The following is an 18,856-nucleotide window of genomic DNA, read 5'->3' as shown; positions in this document are numbered from 1 at the left end:
ATTCGATGAACCGAATGGATCTGAACCGGAATTGATACACGAGATGTGGGATAATAACATGCATTTGTCAAAATTTAAAAAGAAATTAAAAGCAGGAACTGCTTATCATTTTGCAATTGCCGGCGCAGCCATAACAACAGCACAGCATGATGATCCGTTGAATGAAGCGGAACGTTATGTTATTTACGCAAAACTTCAGGGCGTTGAAAGACTAAAACAATTTCATGATGCCGCTTGGGATAGCCTGTGGAAAAGCGATATTATTATCAATGGAGATGATGCAAGTCAGCGGGATGTGCATGCTGCCATGTATCATTTATATTCTTTCGTAAGAGAAGGAACTTCCTATAGCCCGTCGCCAATGGGTTTGAGCGGGTTGGGCTACAATGGCCATGTTTTCTGGGACGCAGAATTGTGGATGTTCCCTGCAATTCTTGTATTGCATCCTGAAATGGCAAAGAGTATGATTGAATACCGGTATGAAAGATTGAAAGAGGCTGAGCACAATGCTTTTGCACACGGTTATAAAGGGGCCATGTATCCATGGGAAAGCGCAGCCACCGGTAATGAAGAGACGCCGGTGTGGGCATTGAGTGGACCATTTGAGCATCATATCACAGCAGATGTTGCCATAGCAGCCTGGAATTATTTTGCCGTAACACAGGACACGTCATGGTTAAGGGAAAAAGGTTTCCCGATAATAAAAGCGTGTGCTGATTTTTGGGTGAGTCGCGTTGAAAAAAATGGCCCCGGAAAATATGATATAAAAAATGTGGTAGCTGCCGATGAGTGGGCGGAGAATGTCGACAATAATGCATTTACCAATGCGGCCGCAAAAGCCAACCTGCAATATGCAATTATGGCGGCAAATATTTTACACGAGCCTGTTGATAATGACTGGTCGAACGTGGAACAAAACATTCCTATTTTAAAACTAAGTAATGGAGTTACCGCAGAATTTGCAACATACAAGGGTGAAAAAATAAAGCAAGCGGATGTAAACCTTCTTGCGTATCCATTAAAAGAGATAACGGATGCACAGCAGATAAAAAAAGATTTGGAATATTACGAAGGCAAGGTTGGGGAAGGTTCACCCGCCATGACCCATGCAATATTTGCGTTGCTATATGCAAGACTTAATGAACCCGGCAAAGCATGGAAGGCATTTGAAGAAACAATTATTCCTAATAAAAAGGAGCCGTTTGGCGTAATTGCTGAAACTGCCGGAGGTTCTAATCCATATTTTGCAACAGGTGCCGGCGGGTATCTGCAAAGTGTGTTGATGGGCTTCGGGGGGCTCGATATTAGCCCCCACGGAATTAGCCAAATAAAATCTTCTTTGCCAAAAGAATGGAAATCCCTAATTTTAACCGGTATTGGGAAAGACAAAAAAACTTTTACGATAAATTGATACTGAAAAAGACAACTGCTTTATTTTTCATCACACTATTTTTATTCAATCTCTTTGGATACAGGTTTGTATTTAATTATATGCAGCAGAAAGTATCAGACCAACTGGAAGTAAAGCTGGATAGGAATTTATATGATGAATCGCAGCTAATTGAATTAAAGGTTCCGATGAATCTTCCATATCAAACTAACTGGTCAGCTTATCAAAGGTATGACGGTGAAATTGAGGTGGAAGGCATAATGTATAAATACGTAAAAAGAAAAGTTTCTAATGATACTTTGTATTTAATGTGCATTCCCAATACAAAAAAGATGAGCCTGGAAACGGCTAAGAATGATTTTTTTAAGCTTTCAAATGACTTGCAGAATAACGACTCAAAAAAATCTGACAATTCCAAGACCATATCATTTAAGAATCTTCATGGCGACTATGATGAATATTCATTTGCATTGAATACTTTCAATCTTTTTAATGATAACATGAATTCCTGGCCACCCACGAATTCAGAAAATTTAATTTCTTCTCCTCGCGTTTCTCCCGAGCAGCCTCCTGATCTTTTGGGAGCTTAATTTCCCTTATTTAATTTATCAATTTAATTATTTGATCATTGCCATGGGGTAATGTAGCAAACAATTATTTATTTCATTTTTAATCATTTTTTCTTCTGTTCAAATCTTGTTTTCCCACCGGAAACCTGTATGATTTTCGATCACAAAGAATGTAAAAAAATGAATGATCCGGTTACTGGTTTTAAAAAAATCTAAAAGATTTAAATAATTCATCATTAAAAAAATATTTAGAATTTGAAATTCTTACATGAACAAAGAATGTATTACACACTGCGAATAGCATCTGCAATGTGTTTTATTGGTCACGGCTCGTTTGGTATTATTACGAAGCCCATATGGAGCAACTATTTTGGAGTCTTCGGAATTGGGCATGATACTTCATATCATTTAATGCCAATTGTAGGAAGCATTGATATCCTGATGGGGCTAATTATTTTATTTTATCCTGTTCGTGCTGTTATATGGTGGCTCGTTATATGGGGTACAATAACGGCCTTGCTCAGGCCTTTATCCGGCGAACCATTTCCCGAGTTTATTGAACGTGCAGGAAATTTCGGAGCTCCTCTGGCACTAATTATCCTGTCGGGCCTGCGTTTTAATTTAAAAAAGATGTTTTCACCTTTTGAGCCGCCGGCTGCAACAGATCTAAAAACGCTGCAAGTAGTAAAGGTGTGTTTACGCTTTGTGGTGTGCTTTCTTTTCATTGGTCACGGATGGCTCAATTTAATTGAAAAAAAGAGTCTGATCGACCAATATAAAATGCTGGGCTTTGTTAACCCGGCCCAAACTGCCCAATTCATTGGCATATTCGAAATTATTGCAGCACTTGGCGTTTTGATTCGCCCGATACGATCTTTTGTTTTGGTACTGTTTATTTGGAAAGTTACCAGTGAACTTTTTTACCCGCATTATGAATTATTTGAGTGGATAGAGCGGGGTGGAAGTTATGGTTGCATACTGGCACTATGGTTTGCATTGGGGGTAACATCATCCTACCGGCAAACCGAAGCCTTTTCGGAATCCAGGAAATATTTCTTATCTAACTATAAAGTGTACATGAAATGAAAAAATTGACAGTACTTGTTTTTATTATTTGCGCATGTAATTACAAAGGCGAAAATAAAATTGATTATAAACACGTGGAAGAACTGGCAGTGGATTTTATGAAAACGAATGTGATTCCTAAAATGAAAGATCCCAAACCTTTTGAAATTGAAGGTGCGCAGGTGGTCGAAAAAACCGTTGCTGATAAAATAAATGACTACCGGTTTACTTACAATCATCTGTCCTTAAGCCGGGAGGATTCTATTATGAACAAAAGGCTTCTTGATTCAATCATTGAAGTTTCAAAACATCCTGATTCAGTAATAAGCGTTACCGTAAATGTGGCGTACAAAACGAAATATCGGTTGGGAGACATAGTAACCGATAGTATTAAGTTAGGATATAATCCGGCTAAAGATAAAATAACTTTTTGGCCTTTTTAAAATGCTTTGTATAACAAAATGTAAATATCAACAGAGTTAAATCAATTTATCAAAATCAGTTTATGAAAAGAAATCCAGTTTTTTATTTAATGTTATTTTTTGCACTTAGTGCTGCTATGCTCTTCTCATCATGTAAGCAGAAAAAGAATGATTACATCAAAGTAATGCACGATCCTATGCTGTATACTGATGTTGTGCATAAGCTCAATTACGTGGTGATATATGATATCTTCACACCGCCGGTAGCTTCCAGGGTTTTCGCATATTCTAACCTTGCAGCGTTCGAAGTACTTGCCAACGAAGGAAAGCATTTTGCATCGTTGGAAGGAAAGGTGACAGGCCTAAACAATATCCCTCATCCTGCGGCCAATGTTAAGATTGATTTTCCATTTGCGTCGCTCATAGCCTTAATTAAGGTTGGTAATAATCTCACCTTTTCCGGCGATACCATGAAGGTGCTTGCTGACTCGGTAAAGTCTCTTGCTACTGATGCGGGTATGCCCGATGATATGTTTAATAGTTCTGTACAATATGGAGAGCAGGTGGCTGATTCAATAATTTCATGGGCCAAACACGATAATTACGCAAAAACAAGAGGATCTCGCTTTACGATTACAAATCTTGAAGGACATTGGTCTCCAACGCCACCCGGTTATTTTAGCGCTGTTGAACCTTTGTGGCCAACATTGAGATGTATGGTTATGGACTCAGCAAACATGTTTCCGGTACCGCTACCGCCACCGTTTAGTAAAGACAGCGCAAGTGCTTTTTATAAAATTGCAAAAGACGTTATGGTTACTGTAAATAACCTCGATTCTACCCAAAAATGGATTGCCAATTTTTGGGATTGCAATAGCTTCAAATTACATGTAGAAGGTCATGCGATGTTTGCAACTAAGGCAATGACGCCTCCTGGTCATTGGATGGAAATCGTTGGCACCATTTCAAAAAACAACAAAGCCGATTTTTATAAAACGGCATACGCTTATACAGGCGCCAGCATTGGTATGTATGATGCATTTATCTGTTGCTGGTATACAAAATATAAGACCGATGTTATACGCCCCGAAACATACATTAATAAATACATAGACCAGGACTGGATGCCGTACCTGCAAACACCTCCCTTTCCTGAATACAACAGTGCGCATTCTACTATTTCCGCTGCCGCTGCTACTGTTCTTGGGCAAATTTATAAAGGAAATACTGCGTTCAGGGATTCTTCAGAAAGGGAATGGGGATGGCCCGACAGGAGTTTCAAAACATCTGATGAGGCTGCTGTTGAGGTTTCGTGGAGCAGGTTTTATGGAGGCATTCATTACAGGCAATCCGTACGAACTGCGTATGTTCAGGGCAAACAAATTGGCAATTTAGTAATGAGTAAACTTACAGGTCAAAAACCAGAACAAGTAACCGAAAGTCTTAAATAAAATCTTAGTTAACTAGTTAATCAAACCAAAAAATAATTTGTATGAAACAATTACTTCTATTCGCGCTAGGCACATGCTTCATAATAATCTTTTCAAACAAATGCACTGCACAGGGATGTGTTGCAATTCGCAGCACAGGAGGCATTTGTTCTATGAATCATGATGACGCGTCAGACACACTCACAAAATGGGAATTCAATTTGAACAATCGTTACTTCAAATCATTCCGCCATTTTGTAGGGACGAAAGAACAAAAACAAAGGGTGGAACAAGGCACGGATGTTATCAATCATGCCTATACACTTGATCTTACACCAACCTACCATCTTAATAAATGGTGGTCATTCGCCCTTGACGTTCCGATTTTGGCAAACTCACGGTCATCTCTATACGAACATGACGGTAAAACAAGACATCTTACTCATTCGTTTGGCCTGGGAGATATCCGTTTAACTGCTTATCGTTGGATAGTTGATCCGGCTAAAATGCCAAGGGGGAATGTTCAGGTGGGTCTTGGAATCAAATTGGCTACAGGCGATTATAAATACCAGGACTTTTTCTACAAGAACGATTCCACAAGTGTCCTGGGGCCCGTAGATCAATCTATACAACTTGGAGATGGTGGCACAGGATTCACGGCTGAGGCCAACGCCTATTATTACTTTTCAAAACACTTTAGTTCCTATGCTAATTTATATTACCTGGCAAATCCAAGGGAGCAAAACGGCACATCCACTGCAAGAGGCGGTACTCCCTCAGCAAGCAGCATTTTATACCAAAGCAGCACCATGAGTGTTCCCGATCAATACATGGTGAGAGCGGGGGTTAATTACACAGTGGAGTCGTTGATGGTTTCTTTAGGCGTGCGAGATGAATGTCTGCCTGTTCATGATTTAATAGGAGGCAGTGGTGGATTTCGCAGGCCGGGCTATATTATATCAGTTGAGCCGGGGCTAACCTATAATTTTAAAAAGGTCAGCTTGTATGCATTTGTGCCTGTAGCGCTTGTTCGGGACAGAACACAAAGCGTTCCCGACAAAATTAAGACGGAGATGACCGGTATTTATTCGCACGGTGATGCGGCGTTTGCGGATTACACAATTAACGTGGGACTTACCACGCGATTTTAATTGGAATTCCAAATATGAAACTTTCAAACATAAAATTTACCAATACAAATTGTATGAAACAAAATAACATTCATAAAATAAAATGCGTTGCCCTGATTGTGTCTTTGGTTGTCCTTGGCAACACCATCCAGGCGCAAACCGATCTGGATGGCATCATGATGAACAAAAATCAATTCTGTAACGGGTTGATGTATAGTTACAATTCGTGGGATCATTATTGGGAAGGAAAACTCAACAGGACAAACGAAAATCTCGGAACGGTTTCTACACAATCGGTAATGTATGGTGCCAATTATGGTATAACCGGCAGATTGAATGTAATGATTAGTGCACCTTATGTATCCACAAAATCTAGTGCCGGAACATTGCACAGCTCCAGAGGTGTACAGGACCTGTCATTATTTGTAAAATGGAAACCGGTTTTATATGCCTTTGGTAAAAATAAAATATCGCTCATTGTAGTCGGTGGCTTTTCAACCCCATTGAGCAATTACCAAATTGACTACCTCCCATTAACTATAGGCTTAGGTTCCACAAACCTTACCAGCAGGGCAATGGCAGAGTTTCAACACAGAAGATTTACGATAAGCGGTTCTGCCACTTACATCTGGAGGAGCAACGTAAAAATTGATAGAACAGCATACTATGATACCCGGATGCATCTTACCAATGAGGTAAAAATGCCCGATGCATCTCAGTACCAGTTACGCACCGGCTACAGGGGAAGATACCTGCTTGCAGAAGCCTTGGTAACCAACTGGACAACGCTTGGCGGGTTTGACATAACAAGAAACAATATGCCTTTTCCAAGTAACCGTATGAACATGACAACCGTTGGTGCCAGTTTCAAATATACTTTAAAGCAATACACCCATCTGGCATTATTGGCCGGCGCTAATTATACCGTGGCAGGAAGGAATGTGGGCCAGGCCACAGCCTTTAATGTAGGTGTTTTTTATGCATTTTATTTAAACAAAACATCAGAAAAAAACGCAAAAAAATAAAAAAATATTAGTATGAAAAAGTCACAAATATTGTATTTAGTATTAATATCGGTCAGCCTCTTTTTGGTATCCTGTTCAAAAGGCATCATTGAAAGAACAGACAATGCTCCGGCTCTTATTCCAGCCAATATTGATATCAATGCTGGTAACTGGAAGACTATTTTGCTAAAAAGACCGGATACTTTCCTTGTAAACGTTCCGGCACCAACTAATTCTTCTGCTTACATTGCTGAATTAAATGAGATAAAAGGAGCCCAGCAGAATATTAGTAGCACTCAAAAAGCGATAATTAAATACTGGAGTGCAGGGTCCGTTTTAAGATGGAATGAAATCATGCGGGAATTGGTTGCCAAATATAATCTGGCACCTTATCAAAACCCTGATGGTACTTACCCGGGCCCGAATGCTAACAATCCATTTGCCTATCCGCAATTTCCATTTGCTAATCCGCCCTATGCCGCCAGGGCATTTGCATATATAAGTGCTGCCCAATATGATGCTTTGGTTGCCGCATGGCACTACAAAACACTATATAACCGTGCTGCTCCCTATATGGTAGATTCTTCAATAAAAGCATTGGTGCCTAAAACTGTATTGCCATCTTATCCTTCAGAAGATGCTGTTGTAGCGGGTGTAACCGCTGAAATGATGAAGCTTCTCTTTCCTACCGAAATTGACTTCATTCAGCAAAAGCTGGAAGAAGAGGAGCAGTACCGCATTATAAGCGGAGGAAATGTTAGAAGTGATATTGTAGCAGGAGAAGCACTTGGCAGGCAGGTCGCGGCTGTTTTCGTGGCAAGAGCAAAAACAGACCATGCCGGCGCTGCCGCAGGCTCACCTCAAATATGGAGTAATTTTGTAACAACGACCGCCGCCCAGGGGCAAACTCCCTGGGTAAGCCTGGAATTTCCAAAGCGGCCGCCGATGTTACCACTTTTTGGAAACGTAAAACCTTTTTTGTTTGATTCTGTAACGGTGATTGGATTGCGCCCCGGACCGCCCCCCTCCACGTCGAGCGATGAGTTTCACCAGGAGAACGAAGCTGCCTATGCACAGATTAAAAATCCAACAAGAGAGCAGAACAGGATCGTGCAATATTGGGCGGATGGCATTGGCACTTATACTCCACCCGGTCATTGGAATGCTATTGCTGCGGAAGATTTTATAAAACAAAATTATAGCGAGGTGAGATGGGCGAGAAATATGGCTCTGCTCAATATGACATTGATGGATGCAGGCATCGTGTGTTGGAATACGAAATATTATTATTTCAATCCTAGGCCAACTCAAATGATCCCTTTGATTAAAACATTAACCGGCATTCCTAATTTTCCATCTTATATATCCGGGCATTCCTCATTTAGCGGTTCCGCTGCTGCACTACTTGGGCATCTTATTCCAGCCAATGCATCCAAATATGAAGCGATGTCGGAAGAAGCGGCAAAGTCAAGATTCATTTCAGGCATACACACGAAACTTGATTGCGACGAGGGTTTGGTAGTGGGTAAAAGTGTTGGAGAATTTGCAGTATTCAGGGCGATGACAGATGGAGCGGAATAAAAAATACTAAACTATGAGTGACTGTTTGAAACAGTGTTCAAATAAAGATTTTTCATAATCAGTGTTAATACGGTCCTGTATTTCTTTACGGGACCCTTTTTTAAAAATTTAATTTATAAGAACAAGCGAAATATAACTATGAAGAATAGACGCAGTTGAGATAAAATGTGGAAATAAATACAATCAATTATGCAAACGCACTAAAATATTTATCAAATTATTTTTTCGTAATCAGTGTTAATACGGCCCTGTAGTTCTCTACGGGACCCTTTTTAAAATCATTAAGATCAGGTTTCAATTTATATTAAAAAATTATACCGTTATTATGCAATCAATAACTCCAGCTGTTAGAAACTCACCTGCGTATTCGGCGTTTACCATCTTACGGATAAGCGTTGGAATAGTTTACTTTTGGTTTGGCGCACTGAAATTTATTCAGGGACTAAGTCCTGCAGAGCAATTAGCCATGCAAACCATTCATAAAATCACTTTTGGCTTAATCAACGACCATATAAATATTATTACACTAGCGTCGTGGGAATGCTCTGTGGGATTTCTTTTAATGATAGGCAAATGGATAAAACCTGCTTTGGTTTTACTATTTCTTCATATGATCTGCACCTTTACACCTTTTATTTTTTTCCCAAATCAAACATTTAACGTTGCACCTTATGGATTGTCGCTTACTGGTCAGTATATCGTTAAGAATATTATCATAATTGCGGCCGGGCTGGTATTGTGGAAGATAGAAACACAAAAATCAACAATTTCTGATCGTACCGCGATACCTTCTGAGCAAGAAGAATTTTTTCATGCAACAAGTGTAAACGGGCATATTTCAAAAGAGTATTCAACTGCGCAAAGTAGCGTCAATAACTAGTATTCAAATTATTTGCTTCGAATAGATTTTGTAGATATAAGTATTGTATGCCCGTGATCCGATGAACAACGGGCTAAGAGAGAGCGATTGAAATTTTTTTCGTAATCAGTGTTAATACGGTCCTGTACTTGTCTACGGGATCCTTTTTTTAAAGCCGGGACTAAGTTCAGAATTTTTTTAAACTTTTTAATATTTATTTTATTCTGATGATTATTGCCTCGTAGGGCCTCAAATCAATAGTGCCATTGGTAAGTTTATATTCTTTTAAATTATTGATGAGGACTGCACCGGGTTTTCCGACAGACGATGGAATTTTAAACCCGGCGTCTCGAACCGAAAAATTCAGAACCACCAGGACTTTTTTTCCATTCAATGTTCTTGTATAAGCATATACCTGCGGGTCCTCTTCGTCCAATAATTGATATGCCCCATAAACCAATTCGGGAAGGGCTTTGCGCAACTTTACCATTTTCCTGAAATAATTCAGGCATGAGTTAGGGTCTTTGTCTTCTGATGCTTCATTAATAATATTTTTATTTTCATTCACTTTTATCCAGGGTGTTCCCGTCGTAAAGCCTGCATTCGGTCCGGCTGTCCACTGAAAAGGCGTTCTGCCATTGTCTCTTGCGCCACCGGTTTTTTGGTCTTCAATAAATTGTTTGAGGTCGCCCCCTTCATTTTTTAATTTATTATATGCGGCAATGGTTTCAATGTCCCGGTAGTCTTCAATTTTGTCGAATTTAATATTGGTCATTCCTAATTCATCACCGTTATAATAATAAGGCGTCGCTCTCATGCTCAATAAAAAAGTGGTAAGCATTTTGGATGAGGGTACCCTGTACTCCGGCCCATCATTTCCCCAACGGCTCACCATTCGTGGCTGGTCGTGGTTGCCCAGGTATATGGTTCCCCAACCTTTATGTGCAAACACGCTGTCCCAGGCGGAATATATTTTTTTAAATGCTACGAGGCTCCAGTTAGAATCCATCTTTTTAAAATAACCGGGAATATATCCGAGGCTCATACCATCAAAATTGTAAGCCATATTTAATTCGTGTCTTGCCGGGTCTACAAAATTCATGGCGGTTGCTTTGGTCATACCGGCACCTTCTGCCAGGGACATCACATCATATTTGCTAAGCACTTCTTTATTCATTTCCTGCAAATAATTATGGAGCCCTGGTCCGCTCGCAAGATATTCATCCCAACGGCCTTCATATTTTTCATCTATATCTTTTTGAGTAATTACAGGAAAGGTGGTGTCTTTGGCTATGAAAGGAATCACATCCATTCTAAATCCATCAATTCCTTTTTTAAACCACCGGTTCATCATAGCATAAATTTCCTGGCGGAGCCTGGGGTTTTCCCAATTTAAATCGGGTTGTTTATAACTGAAATAATGCAGGTAATAACTGTTCGTAAGTGAATCATATCTCCAGCCACTGCCATCCACTTCGAAGGCACCGGGGCGGAAAGGTGGCTTACCCTTTTCTGCGGGCCACCAATGAAAATAATTCCTGTAAGGATTTGTTCTGGAGCTGCGGGCCTGTTTAAACCATTCATGTTCATCGCTGCAATGGTTTACTACTAAATCCATCACCAGCTTTATTCCACGTTTATGCATTTGCGTTAGCATCTCATCAAAATCCTTCATCGTTCCAAACTCTTTCATAATGGAATCATAATTGCTGATGTCATAACCATTGTCCGCATTGGGGCTCGCATATATCGGGTTGAGCCATACGATATCCACACCGAGGCTCTTAATATAATCCAGTTTGGAAATAATTCCTTTTAAGTCACCAATGCCATCTCCATTGCTGTCTTTAAAACTTCGCGGATAAATTTGATAAACAACAGCCTCTTTCCACCATTTCCTGGTATTGCCGTTTTCCTGTGCGTTTGATAGTGTAGTCATAAAAGTGAAATTTAACAGCATTGCTACGCTAATCAATGTATTTGTTTTCATAATAATAAGTTGATGTAAAGCATATCGTAGAAGTAAAACAAATGTAGTATAAAAGGGTAGCTCAACACACAAACTACTTGAATAAATTGTATATTCGGTTTTATTAATTTCAAAACGATTGCATGAAAAACTGGCGAATAAAACTTTCCCTCTTTATTAATTATTTTGTCTTCGCGATTTTACTCAACAGCTCTGGCATAGCTATTTTGCAGGTGCAAAATAATTTTGGTGTCACAAAAAAAGCAGCTGCATGGATCGATCCTTGCAAAGATCTGAGCATTGCCATCGTATCATTTCTGGTAGCTTCCTATATTGCAAAATTTGGATATAAGAAAGCGATGTTATTCGCCTTGGGAATTATCACGGCTGTTTGTTTAATTATTCCCAATACGCCTTCTTTCTTTGCAATTAAATTATTATTTGTGGCTGTTGGCTCATGCTTCGCTTTGATAAAAATGAGTGTGTATAGCACCATAGGAATCGTGACCCGCAGTTCGAATGAACATATCAGCATGATGAATTTTATCGAATCATTTTTTATGGTAGGCAACTTATCGCTTTATTTTATTTTTGGTTCTTTCGTTGACAATGCCAATCCTCAATCTACATCGTGGTTAAATGCGTATTATTTCCTGGGTGGTCTGTCACTGCTGGCATTCTTTTTATTGCTTTCAGCACCTTTGGATGAATCGGCTGCAAAAAATATTGATGGAAAACCGGAGGCCGTTAGGTTTTTGGATATGTTTAAATTGATGAGCGAACCGATAGTAATTGCATTTATTTTCTCCGCATTTTTTTATGTTCTGATCGAACAAAGCATTCAAAATTTTTTGCCCACATTTAATAACAAAGTCCTTTTATTGCCCGCCGTATTAAGCATACAAATGGGTAGTATTTTAGCGGGCTCTACAGCCTTGGGAAGATTTCTCGCGGGAATTGTTCTTAAAAAGCTTAACTGGTTTTATGTAATTGTGGGCAGTTTGCTGTTAGCTGCATTGCTGGTTATTTTGGCGATGCCGCTTGCCAAAATTGAAGCAGGTGCCAATGTTAAAGGTTGGTTGGATGCGCCGATTGCTGCCTACATTTTTCCACTCGTTGGACTGTTGCTGGCGCCGGTGTATCCGGCAATAAATTCAGTTATCTTAAGTTCGCTGCCAAAACCAAAACATGGTGTAATGTCCGGTTTGATAATTATTTTCTCTGCCGTTGGCGGCACGTGTGGTTCGCTCATTACGGGATTTATTTTTGAAAAATATGATGGCCAGACTGCATTCTATTTTACCCTGGTTCCGATTGCTATTTTAATTATAAGTTTGAGTTTCTTTAAAAAACTTCAAAAAAAACCGGTTGCGGAAACGATACAAACTGGTACAATTCATTAATAAAATCATGATTAAAAGTTAAATGGAAACCGATAATATTTTTTCTTTAGGCGAATTATTTAAGAAGGTACAGATGCACCAAATTTTTCCTGATGGAAAGACCTTCGTTGATTGCACCCCCAAAAGAGATTTGGCGTTTATCCTGGAACGTTATGAGGAAGAAAAGAAAGAGCCGGGATTTAATCTCTCATTTTTTGTTCATGAATATTTTACCGAACCCAAATCGATGGCGTCCGGCTATATAAGCGATACAAACCGGTCAATAGAAGAACACCTGGAATTACTTTGGGATGTTTTAACAAGGCAGCCCGAACCAACGAACGATTCGCTGATAGATTTACCCGATCCCTATATTGTACCCGGTGGCCGCTTCAGGGAAATATATTATTGGGATAGTTACTTTACCATGCTGGGCTTGCAGGTGTCAAAGCGGACTGATATGATTCTTAATATGATCAATAACTTTTCTTACCTCATTGATCGTTATGGATATATACCCAATGGAAACAGGGATTATTTTATCGGCAGATCGCAACCTCCTTTTTTTGCAGGTATGGTAAAACTTCTTGCGGAAGAAAAAGGTGCCAATGTGTTAGTTGAATATTTGCCAAGACTTCAGAAAGAATATGATTTTTGGATGAATGGAAGTGATCTTTTGAAACAAGGCAAGACGAATGTAAATCGTGTTGTTCTCTTTCCGGATGGGAATGTCCTTAATCGCTATTGGGATGAAAATGATACGCCACGTCCTGAATCATTTAAAGAAGATGTAGAACTTGCTAAAGAAGCGAAGGATAAAAAAATAATGTATCGAAATCTTCGGGCAGGAGCGGAGTCTGGTTGGGATTTTTCTTCACGGTGGTTTAAAGACGGAAAAGATTTCTCAACAATTCATACAACCGAAATTATTCCTGTCGATTTAAACTGTCTTCTGTTTCATCTTGAACAAACCATTGCCGAAGGCTATGAATTAGCTGGCAATAAACAGTCTGCTGAGAGATTTATTGTTTTAGCTGCTTCCAGGAAGGAAGCAATTGATACGTATTGCTGGAACGAAGACAAAGGATTTTATTTCGATTATGATCATGTCGCCAAAACGCAAAAAACTTCTCTAACACTTGCAGGGACTTTTCCGTTGTTTTTTAGAATCGCTTCGGGCCAACAAGGCTCCGGTGTCGCTGCAATAATTGAACATCAGTTCTTGAAACCAGGAGGCCTTATTACCACAACTGAAACGACAAAGCAACAATGGGATGCCCCCAATGGCTGGGCTCCTTTGCAATGGATAGCTATTAATGGATTATTCAATTACGGCCATGATGAATTGGCTGAAAAAATTGCGAAAAGGTGGATGCATATAAACGAAAAAGTTTATAGCAACACGGGGAAGATGATGGAAAAATACAATGTGGTGGCCACTGATTTATTAGCAGGAGGTGGTGAATACGAAGCCCAGGACGGTTTTGGGTGGACTAACGGCGTTTACCTCGCCTTAAAAAAGATGTTTGGAAACTTATAGATCAAGTTCCCCCTCTTTTTGGAGAGGGGTTGGGGTGAAGCCCTAAAATTTCACCAACAAAGTTGTACCGTATGTTGCCGGGTCACCCAGATGCACTGCACCAAAATCGTACGCATAAGCGATATATTTCTTATCCCCGGTATTTTTGCTCCATAAAAAAAGATCAAAATGTTTTGAAGAAACGCCTGCCCGAAAATTGAACAAGCTGTATGGCGTTTGCTTAATTGTATTGGCCAGGTCAAAATATTCTGTTCCCAATTGCATCCATTCTCCGCGGGCGATCAACTGCAATCTTTGTTTCGATTCGAAGGTATAATTATATTGAACGGCAAGCATGGAAGTAATATCAGGCGTAAAAATTTGTTTCTTGCCGTTGAGGTCAACAGATAACCCATTCTGCGACACTTTTAGTGAAGTATATTTTGCCTCAGTATAACCAAAGTTATAATTGAATTGCAAGCCCCTTAAAGGTGTTGCAGAAAGCTCAAGCTCTGCTCCTTTGCTTGAAAGTCTGCCTGTATTTTTTGTAACTGTTATGGCATCCGGCAGAATGAGCGTTGGCACTTGCGCATCAGTTACCCGGGTGTAAAAAACAGAAAGGTTTAAGCGCAGCTTGTCTTTGAAAAGTGTGTTTTTGATTCCTGCTTCAAAATTATTGCTGTACTCAGGCTTGTATGGATACAATGGCGGCTGCGAAGGATCTGAAGACAATTGTGTTAGTCCTCCGGTTCTATAGCCACGGTTGTAAGTAACATACAGGTTACTGTTTTTTGATACATGATAATCCATGCCCAGCTTTGGAGATAGAGCATTGAAATGTAAGGTTGCTGACGTATCGGGCTGGGTAATAAAAGCGCTTTGACCGTCTGGCTGGTATTCGCCTTCTACAGCCAGTCTTCTATTTTCATAATCATAGCGAAGCCCTGCAATTAATTCTAATTTTTTACTAATAAAATAATTGGCTTGCCCGTATAGAGCAATCCCTGTATTTCTTCCGGTGGTTGTATTGATCGTCGCAAAGTTAGAATCCGGAACGCCCAACAACCCCGCATCTTTGCCAAAATGCGTCGCTTGTTTTGTGGGGTTATCCTGGTAGAAAAAATAGGTGCCTGCTGTCCACTTCAATGCAGAGGATTTTCTGGTCGGGGAAGTGAAACGGAATTCCTGCGTGAAAACTTTCACCTTGTTCCATTTACCTCCATAATTATTAATAACGGTCACCGCATCCGCGGGGGAGAAATCTCCGTCTAAAGGTGCATTATAATAACGGTGATTTTGTTGCCATGCCGTTAAAGATGTAAAGTTGAATTGGGAACCGGTGTTGTTGACGGTTACTGACGCGTTCGCTGTATTATCGATCATTTTTGCGGTGGCATCCTGGTTCAATTTGAAAGGATGCTGGAATGCTTCGTCCGCACCAAATACCAGCGGAAACGCTCCGTCGTTTTTATTATTTTGATGTTTCACGTTAATTGTAACTGCCCATTTTTCATTTGGAAGATATTTTAAATAGTAGTTACCGCTAATGCCATTCTGTTTATCAAACGATGTATTATTAAATTCATTGGTATAATAGCCATTTCGTTTGTTAAATAGTGCAGAAGCGCCAAAGAATAGTTTGTCATTAATAAGAGGTGCACGGATCCCGGCATTATATCTTTGAAGTCCATAATTACCGAAGCTCGTCTCAACATAACCGTTAGCGGCATTGGTTGGTTTTTTTGTAATAATATTAATTACACCGCCCATAGCGTTTCTGCCATACAATGTGCCCTGGGGTCCGCGCAATACTTCTATTCGCTCGATATCATTAAACGCAGCAATATAAGTATCAAGGCTAAACTGGTTTACGCCATCAATGTAAGTAGCCACAGCAGGATCATAAGAAGTTGTAACGATGCCACGTATAGAGGTTACGTTGCGTTCATCACCTGAATTATTTGAGTACAAATTTGGTACAATTGCGGTAAGCTCTTTACTGTTCCATAACTGATATTGCTGAACTTGTCTTGCGGATATAGCGGTGGTGCTTAAAGGAATGTTTTGCAGTGACTCTTCCTTTTTTTGCGCAGTAACCACTACGGCATCTAATTGTACGGCTGCGTCATTGAGTTGCAGGTCGAAACTTTTGTGGGCTGCATTTACCACGATATCCTCATCAACTTCTGAATAGCCAACTGCTGATACAGAAATACTATATTTTCCTGGTTGGATATGTTCGAATCTATAGGCACCCTGATCATTGGTTATGGTGCTTAAGTTGGTATTCAACACATGGATAAAGGCGTCCGCAATAGGATGCGATTTGTTATCAGTAATTGTTCCGGAAATAACCTGGGCCCGGGCCGCAACGCTGGCCATCATAAAAATCAGGATAGCTAATATATTTTTTCTTGAGGTCACTAACATTAAATTGAGTTAAAAAAAATGCAAATATAGCCACTACTTTTCTTCCATCTTATTTTGTAAAAAATTGGATGGAAGAGATTCCCACATCGGTTGCCAATTTAGGATCGCTTGCTTTACTTACAATATAAATATTATGCAGTTTCCCATCACTAACTTTTGTGAGATTTGTTATCAATGTTATCAATTGTTTTGCGCCATTTACATTTTTTTCGCTGGGTTTTTCTTCCCTCCCGGGAAAATTAATTTCGCCAATTTTATTTCCATCAGGCGAGTCAACACGCAATTCTAAAGTAAAGCCTGGCACAGGAGTTTTATTCCAATTCGCTGCAATAGCCGCACGCGAAATGTCTGTGAGATCAATGCTGTCAATACTGAACCAGCCCGTATTTTGCGGTAACATCATGTAGGCGGTTCCGTTAGCAACATTTTTAGTGAAAGCCTGCATGTGTTCGATGCTATTAAAAGTTATGGTACTGTTATGCAATGCAACTGTGTTGCTGCCCATTAAGGGTTTAATATTGATGCCGCCATTATCGGTATAATCTGCAGATATATATAAAACGCCATTGCTTTTTACAGGCTTGTCTAAGGTTGCATTTATTTCACCATTCGCCGGTAATGATCTTATTTTTTTGTTTTGATTGGCTAATGATAATACCCACGAAATAATTTGTTTCGCATCACTTTCTTTTAAATTGGGATGAGCAGCCATTGCTACCTGGCCCCATACGCCGCTACCGCCTTTTATTACTTTTTGTGCGAGAAAGTTTATGGCATTTTTATCTTTTTGATACTTCTGTGAAACCAGTGTAAAAGCAGGCCCTATCGATTTTTCATCTACTTTGTGGCAGCTCTTACAGTCCAAAGACATCATCAGGTTTTTACCCATCATGGTTTCTGTTATTATTTGATGGCCGGTTGATGCTGCTTTATCACTTCCTTCGGAATAATCTGCAGATACCATTAGATTATTTACATCTTTTACTTTGGCGGTATCATCTTTATCATCAATCACGACATGGTATTTTACCTTCGTGCCGGGGAAATAAAAAGACTTATTGCCGTCAATTACAATGTTTACATTGGGAGCTTCGTTGCCGGCATATACCTCTATGGCATTACTTTTGGAGGAAGCATTTTTATCATCTTTTACGTCAACGGAAATCGAATAATCGCCAACGTTAGTAAGTGTATATTGCAGCCTGGGTTCTTTTGTAGTAACCTTTGTGCCGTTACCCAAATCCCACACATAAGAAAGTGGATCATTATCAGGATCCTTTGCTTCAACTGTCGCTGTTATCTGCAAAGGCAAATCACCTGAATTTTTGTCAACATGTATTGAAGTGACCTCCGGAGGCCTGTTGCCGGCGAGGTAATCTATCCGGGCCAGCCCGGCATCCGGATTTCTCTGAAACCATCCGGTGCCATATTCCAATACATAAATTCTCCCGTCAGGGCCAACCTCCATGTCGGAAGGGTTGTTGAATTTTGTGTGTAACATAAACGGCTCCATATTATCGAAATCTCCGTTAGGTAACATGGTTACCACTTTTATCCATCCCCGGATCCATTCATAAATAAATAGTTTGCCGTTATAGTAATCCGGGTAGCGTGTTTCCTCAGGATATAAATCCGGGTAATAAACCGGGCCAGCCATAGCGCACCTGCCGCCACTGCCCAGTTGTGGAAAATCTTTTGAAGCGGCATAAGGATACCAGATAAACGCAGGTTGCGCAGGAGGCAATTGCTGTAAGCCGGTATTATTTCGTGAATTATTGATCGGTTTAGCAGGATCAAATGCGGCTCCTGATTTACCTGTAGCATAGTCATATTCCCGGTAAGGAAGATTGTTAGCTATGACAAATGGCCAGCCAAAAAAACCTGCTTGCCGTGCCTGGTTAAATTCATCATAGCCTCTTGGGCCACGCGTTTCCATGCTATCATTATTTGCATCAGGGCCTACTTCGCCCCAATATAAAAACCCCGTCTTTTGATCTACAGAAATGCGGTAAGGATTGCGGTCACCCATTACATATATTTCCGGCTTTGTTTTGGCCATGCCTTTGGGAAACAAATTACCATCAGGAATGGTATACGTTCCATCTT

At 40.0% G+C, this 18,856-nt stretch carries 14 protein-coding genes; 11 read left to right on the top strand and 3 right to left on the bottom strand.

The features are described 5' to 3' along the window. The 9 genes from ACO1O5_RS03445 to ACO1O5_RS03405 all read left to right on the top strand — a co-directional run. Positions 1–1,411, top strand: a 1,411-nt coding sequence (locus ACO1O5_RS03445) for a kojibiose hydrolase (protein ID WP_486268440.1), incomplete at its 5' end; no start/stop codon positions are given. Then, complete coding sequence (locus ACO1O5_RS03440; RefSeq protein ID WP_486268439.1) at positions 1,408–1,980, top strand: hypothetical protein; 573 nt, start codon at positions 1,408–1,410, stop codon at positions 1,978–1,980. The genes ACO1O5_RS03445 and ACO1O5_RS03440, both read left to right, overlap by 4 nt. A 234-nt stretch (positions 1,981–2,214) precedes the next feature. After that, entirely contained in the window at positions 2,215–3,045 is an 831-nt protein-coding gene (locus ACO1O5_RS03435; protein ID WP_486268438.1) for a hypothetical protein, read from the top strand. Beyond that, positions 3,042–3,467, top strand: coding sequence for a hypothetical protein (locus ACO1O5_RS03430; RefSeq protein ID WP_486268437.1), 426 nt, complete (start codon positions 3,042–3,044; stop codon positions 3,465–3,467). Before ACO1O5_RS03435 ends, ACO1O5_RS03430 begins: the two co-directional genes overlap by 4 nt. Positions 3,468–3,529: 62 nt before the next feature. Beyond that, positions 3,530–4,897: a vanadium-dependent haloperoxidase gene (locus tag ACO1O5_RS03425; RefSeq protein WP_486268436.1), complete on the top strand. Its 1,368-nt coding sequence runs from the start codon at positions 3,530–3,532 to the stop codon at positions 4,895–4,897. A gap of 41 nt (positions 4,898–4,938) precedes the next feature. Beyond that, positions 4,939–6,027 (top strand): hypothetical protein, encoded by a 1,089-nt coding sequence (locus ACO1O5_RS03420; RefSeq protein WP_486268435.1) that lies wholly within the window; start codon positions 4,939–4,941, stop codon positions 6,025–6,027. A 53-nt stretch (positions 6,028–6,080) separates the two neighbouring features. Next, entirely contained in the window at positions 6,081–7,031 is a 951-nt protein-coding gene (locus ACO1O5_RS03415; RefSeq protein WP_486268434.1) for a transporter, read from the top strand. A 12-nt stretch (positions 7,032–7,043) separates the two neighbouring features. Beyond that, the gene (locus ACO1O5_RS03410) at positions 7,044–8,591 is read left to right on the top strand and encodes a vanadium-dependent haloperoxidase (RefSeq protein WP_486268433.1); all 1,548 of its coding nucleotides are present in this window, start codon (positions 7,044–7,046) and stop codon (positions 8,589–8,591) included. 325 nt (positions 8,592–8,916) lie between these two features. Continuing rightward, complete coding sequence (locus tag ACO1O5_RS03405; RefSeq protein WP_486268432.1) at positions 8,917–9,471, top strand: hypothetical protein; 555 nt, start codon at positions 8,917–8,919, stop codon at positions 9,469–9,471. 193 nt (positions 9,472–9,664) lie between these two features. On the opposite strand, the gene ACO1O5_RS03400 is transcribed toward ACO1O5_RS03405, so the two are convergent. Beyond that, the gene (locus ACO1O5_RS03400) at positions 9,665–11,440 is read right to left on the bottom strand and encodes a glycoside hydrolase family 13 protein (protein WP_486268431.1); all 1,776 of its coding nucleotides are present in this window, start codon (positions 11,438–11,440) and stop codon (positions 9,665–9,667) included. A gap of 122 nt (positions 11,441–11,562) precedes the next feature. On the opposite strand from ACO1O5_RS03400, the gene ACO1O5_RS03395 reads away from it, so the two are divergent. After that, positions 11,563–12,822 carry an MFS transporter gene (locus ACO1O5_RS03395; RefSeq protein WP_486268430.1) on the top strand — a complete coding sequence of 420 codons (1,260 nt, stop codon included), beginning with the start codon at positions 11,563–11,565 and terminating at the stop codon, positions 12,820–12,822. A gap of 22 nt (positions 12,823–12,844) precedes the next feature. Further along, positions 12,845–14,341, top strand: coding sequence for an alpha,alpha-trehalase TreF (gene treF / locus ACO1O5_RS03390; RefSeq protein WP_486268429.1), 1,497 nt, complete (start codon positions 12,845–12,847; stop codon positions 14,339–14,341). Positions 14,342–14,383: 42 nt separating this feature from the next. On the opposite strand, the gene ACO1O5_RS03385 is transcribed toward treF, so the two are convergent. Both ACO1O5_RS03385 and ACO1O5_RS03380 read right to left on the bottom strand, forming a co-directional pair. Next, positions 14,384–16,750, bottom strand: a complete 2,367-nt coding sequence (locus tag ACO1O5_RS03385) for a TonB-dependent receptor (protein ID WP_486268428.1) — start codon at positions 16,748–16,750, stop codon at positions 14,384–14,386. 49 nt (positions 16,751–16,799) lie between these two features. Then, a partial coding sequence (locus ACO1O5_RS03380; protein WP_486268427.1) for a PKD domain-containing protein occupies positions 16,800–18,856 on the bottom strand: 2,057 nt, incomplete at its 5' end.

The organism is Ginsengibacter sp., assembly GCF_057362405.1.
This window is presented reverse-complemented; position numbering and strand designations above follow the sequence as displayed.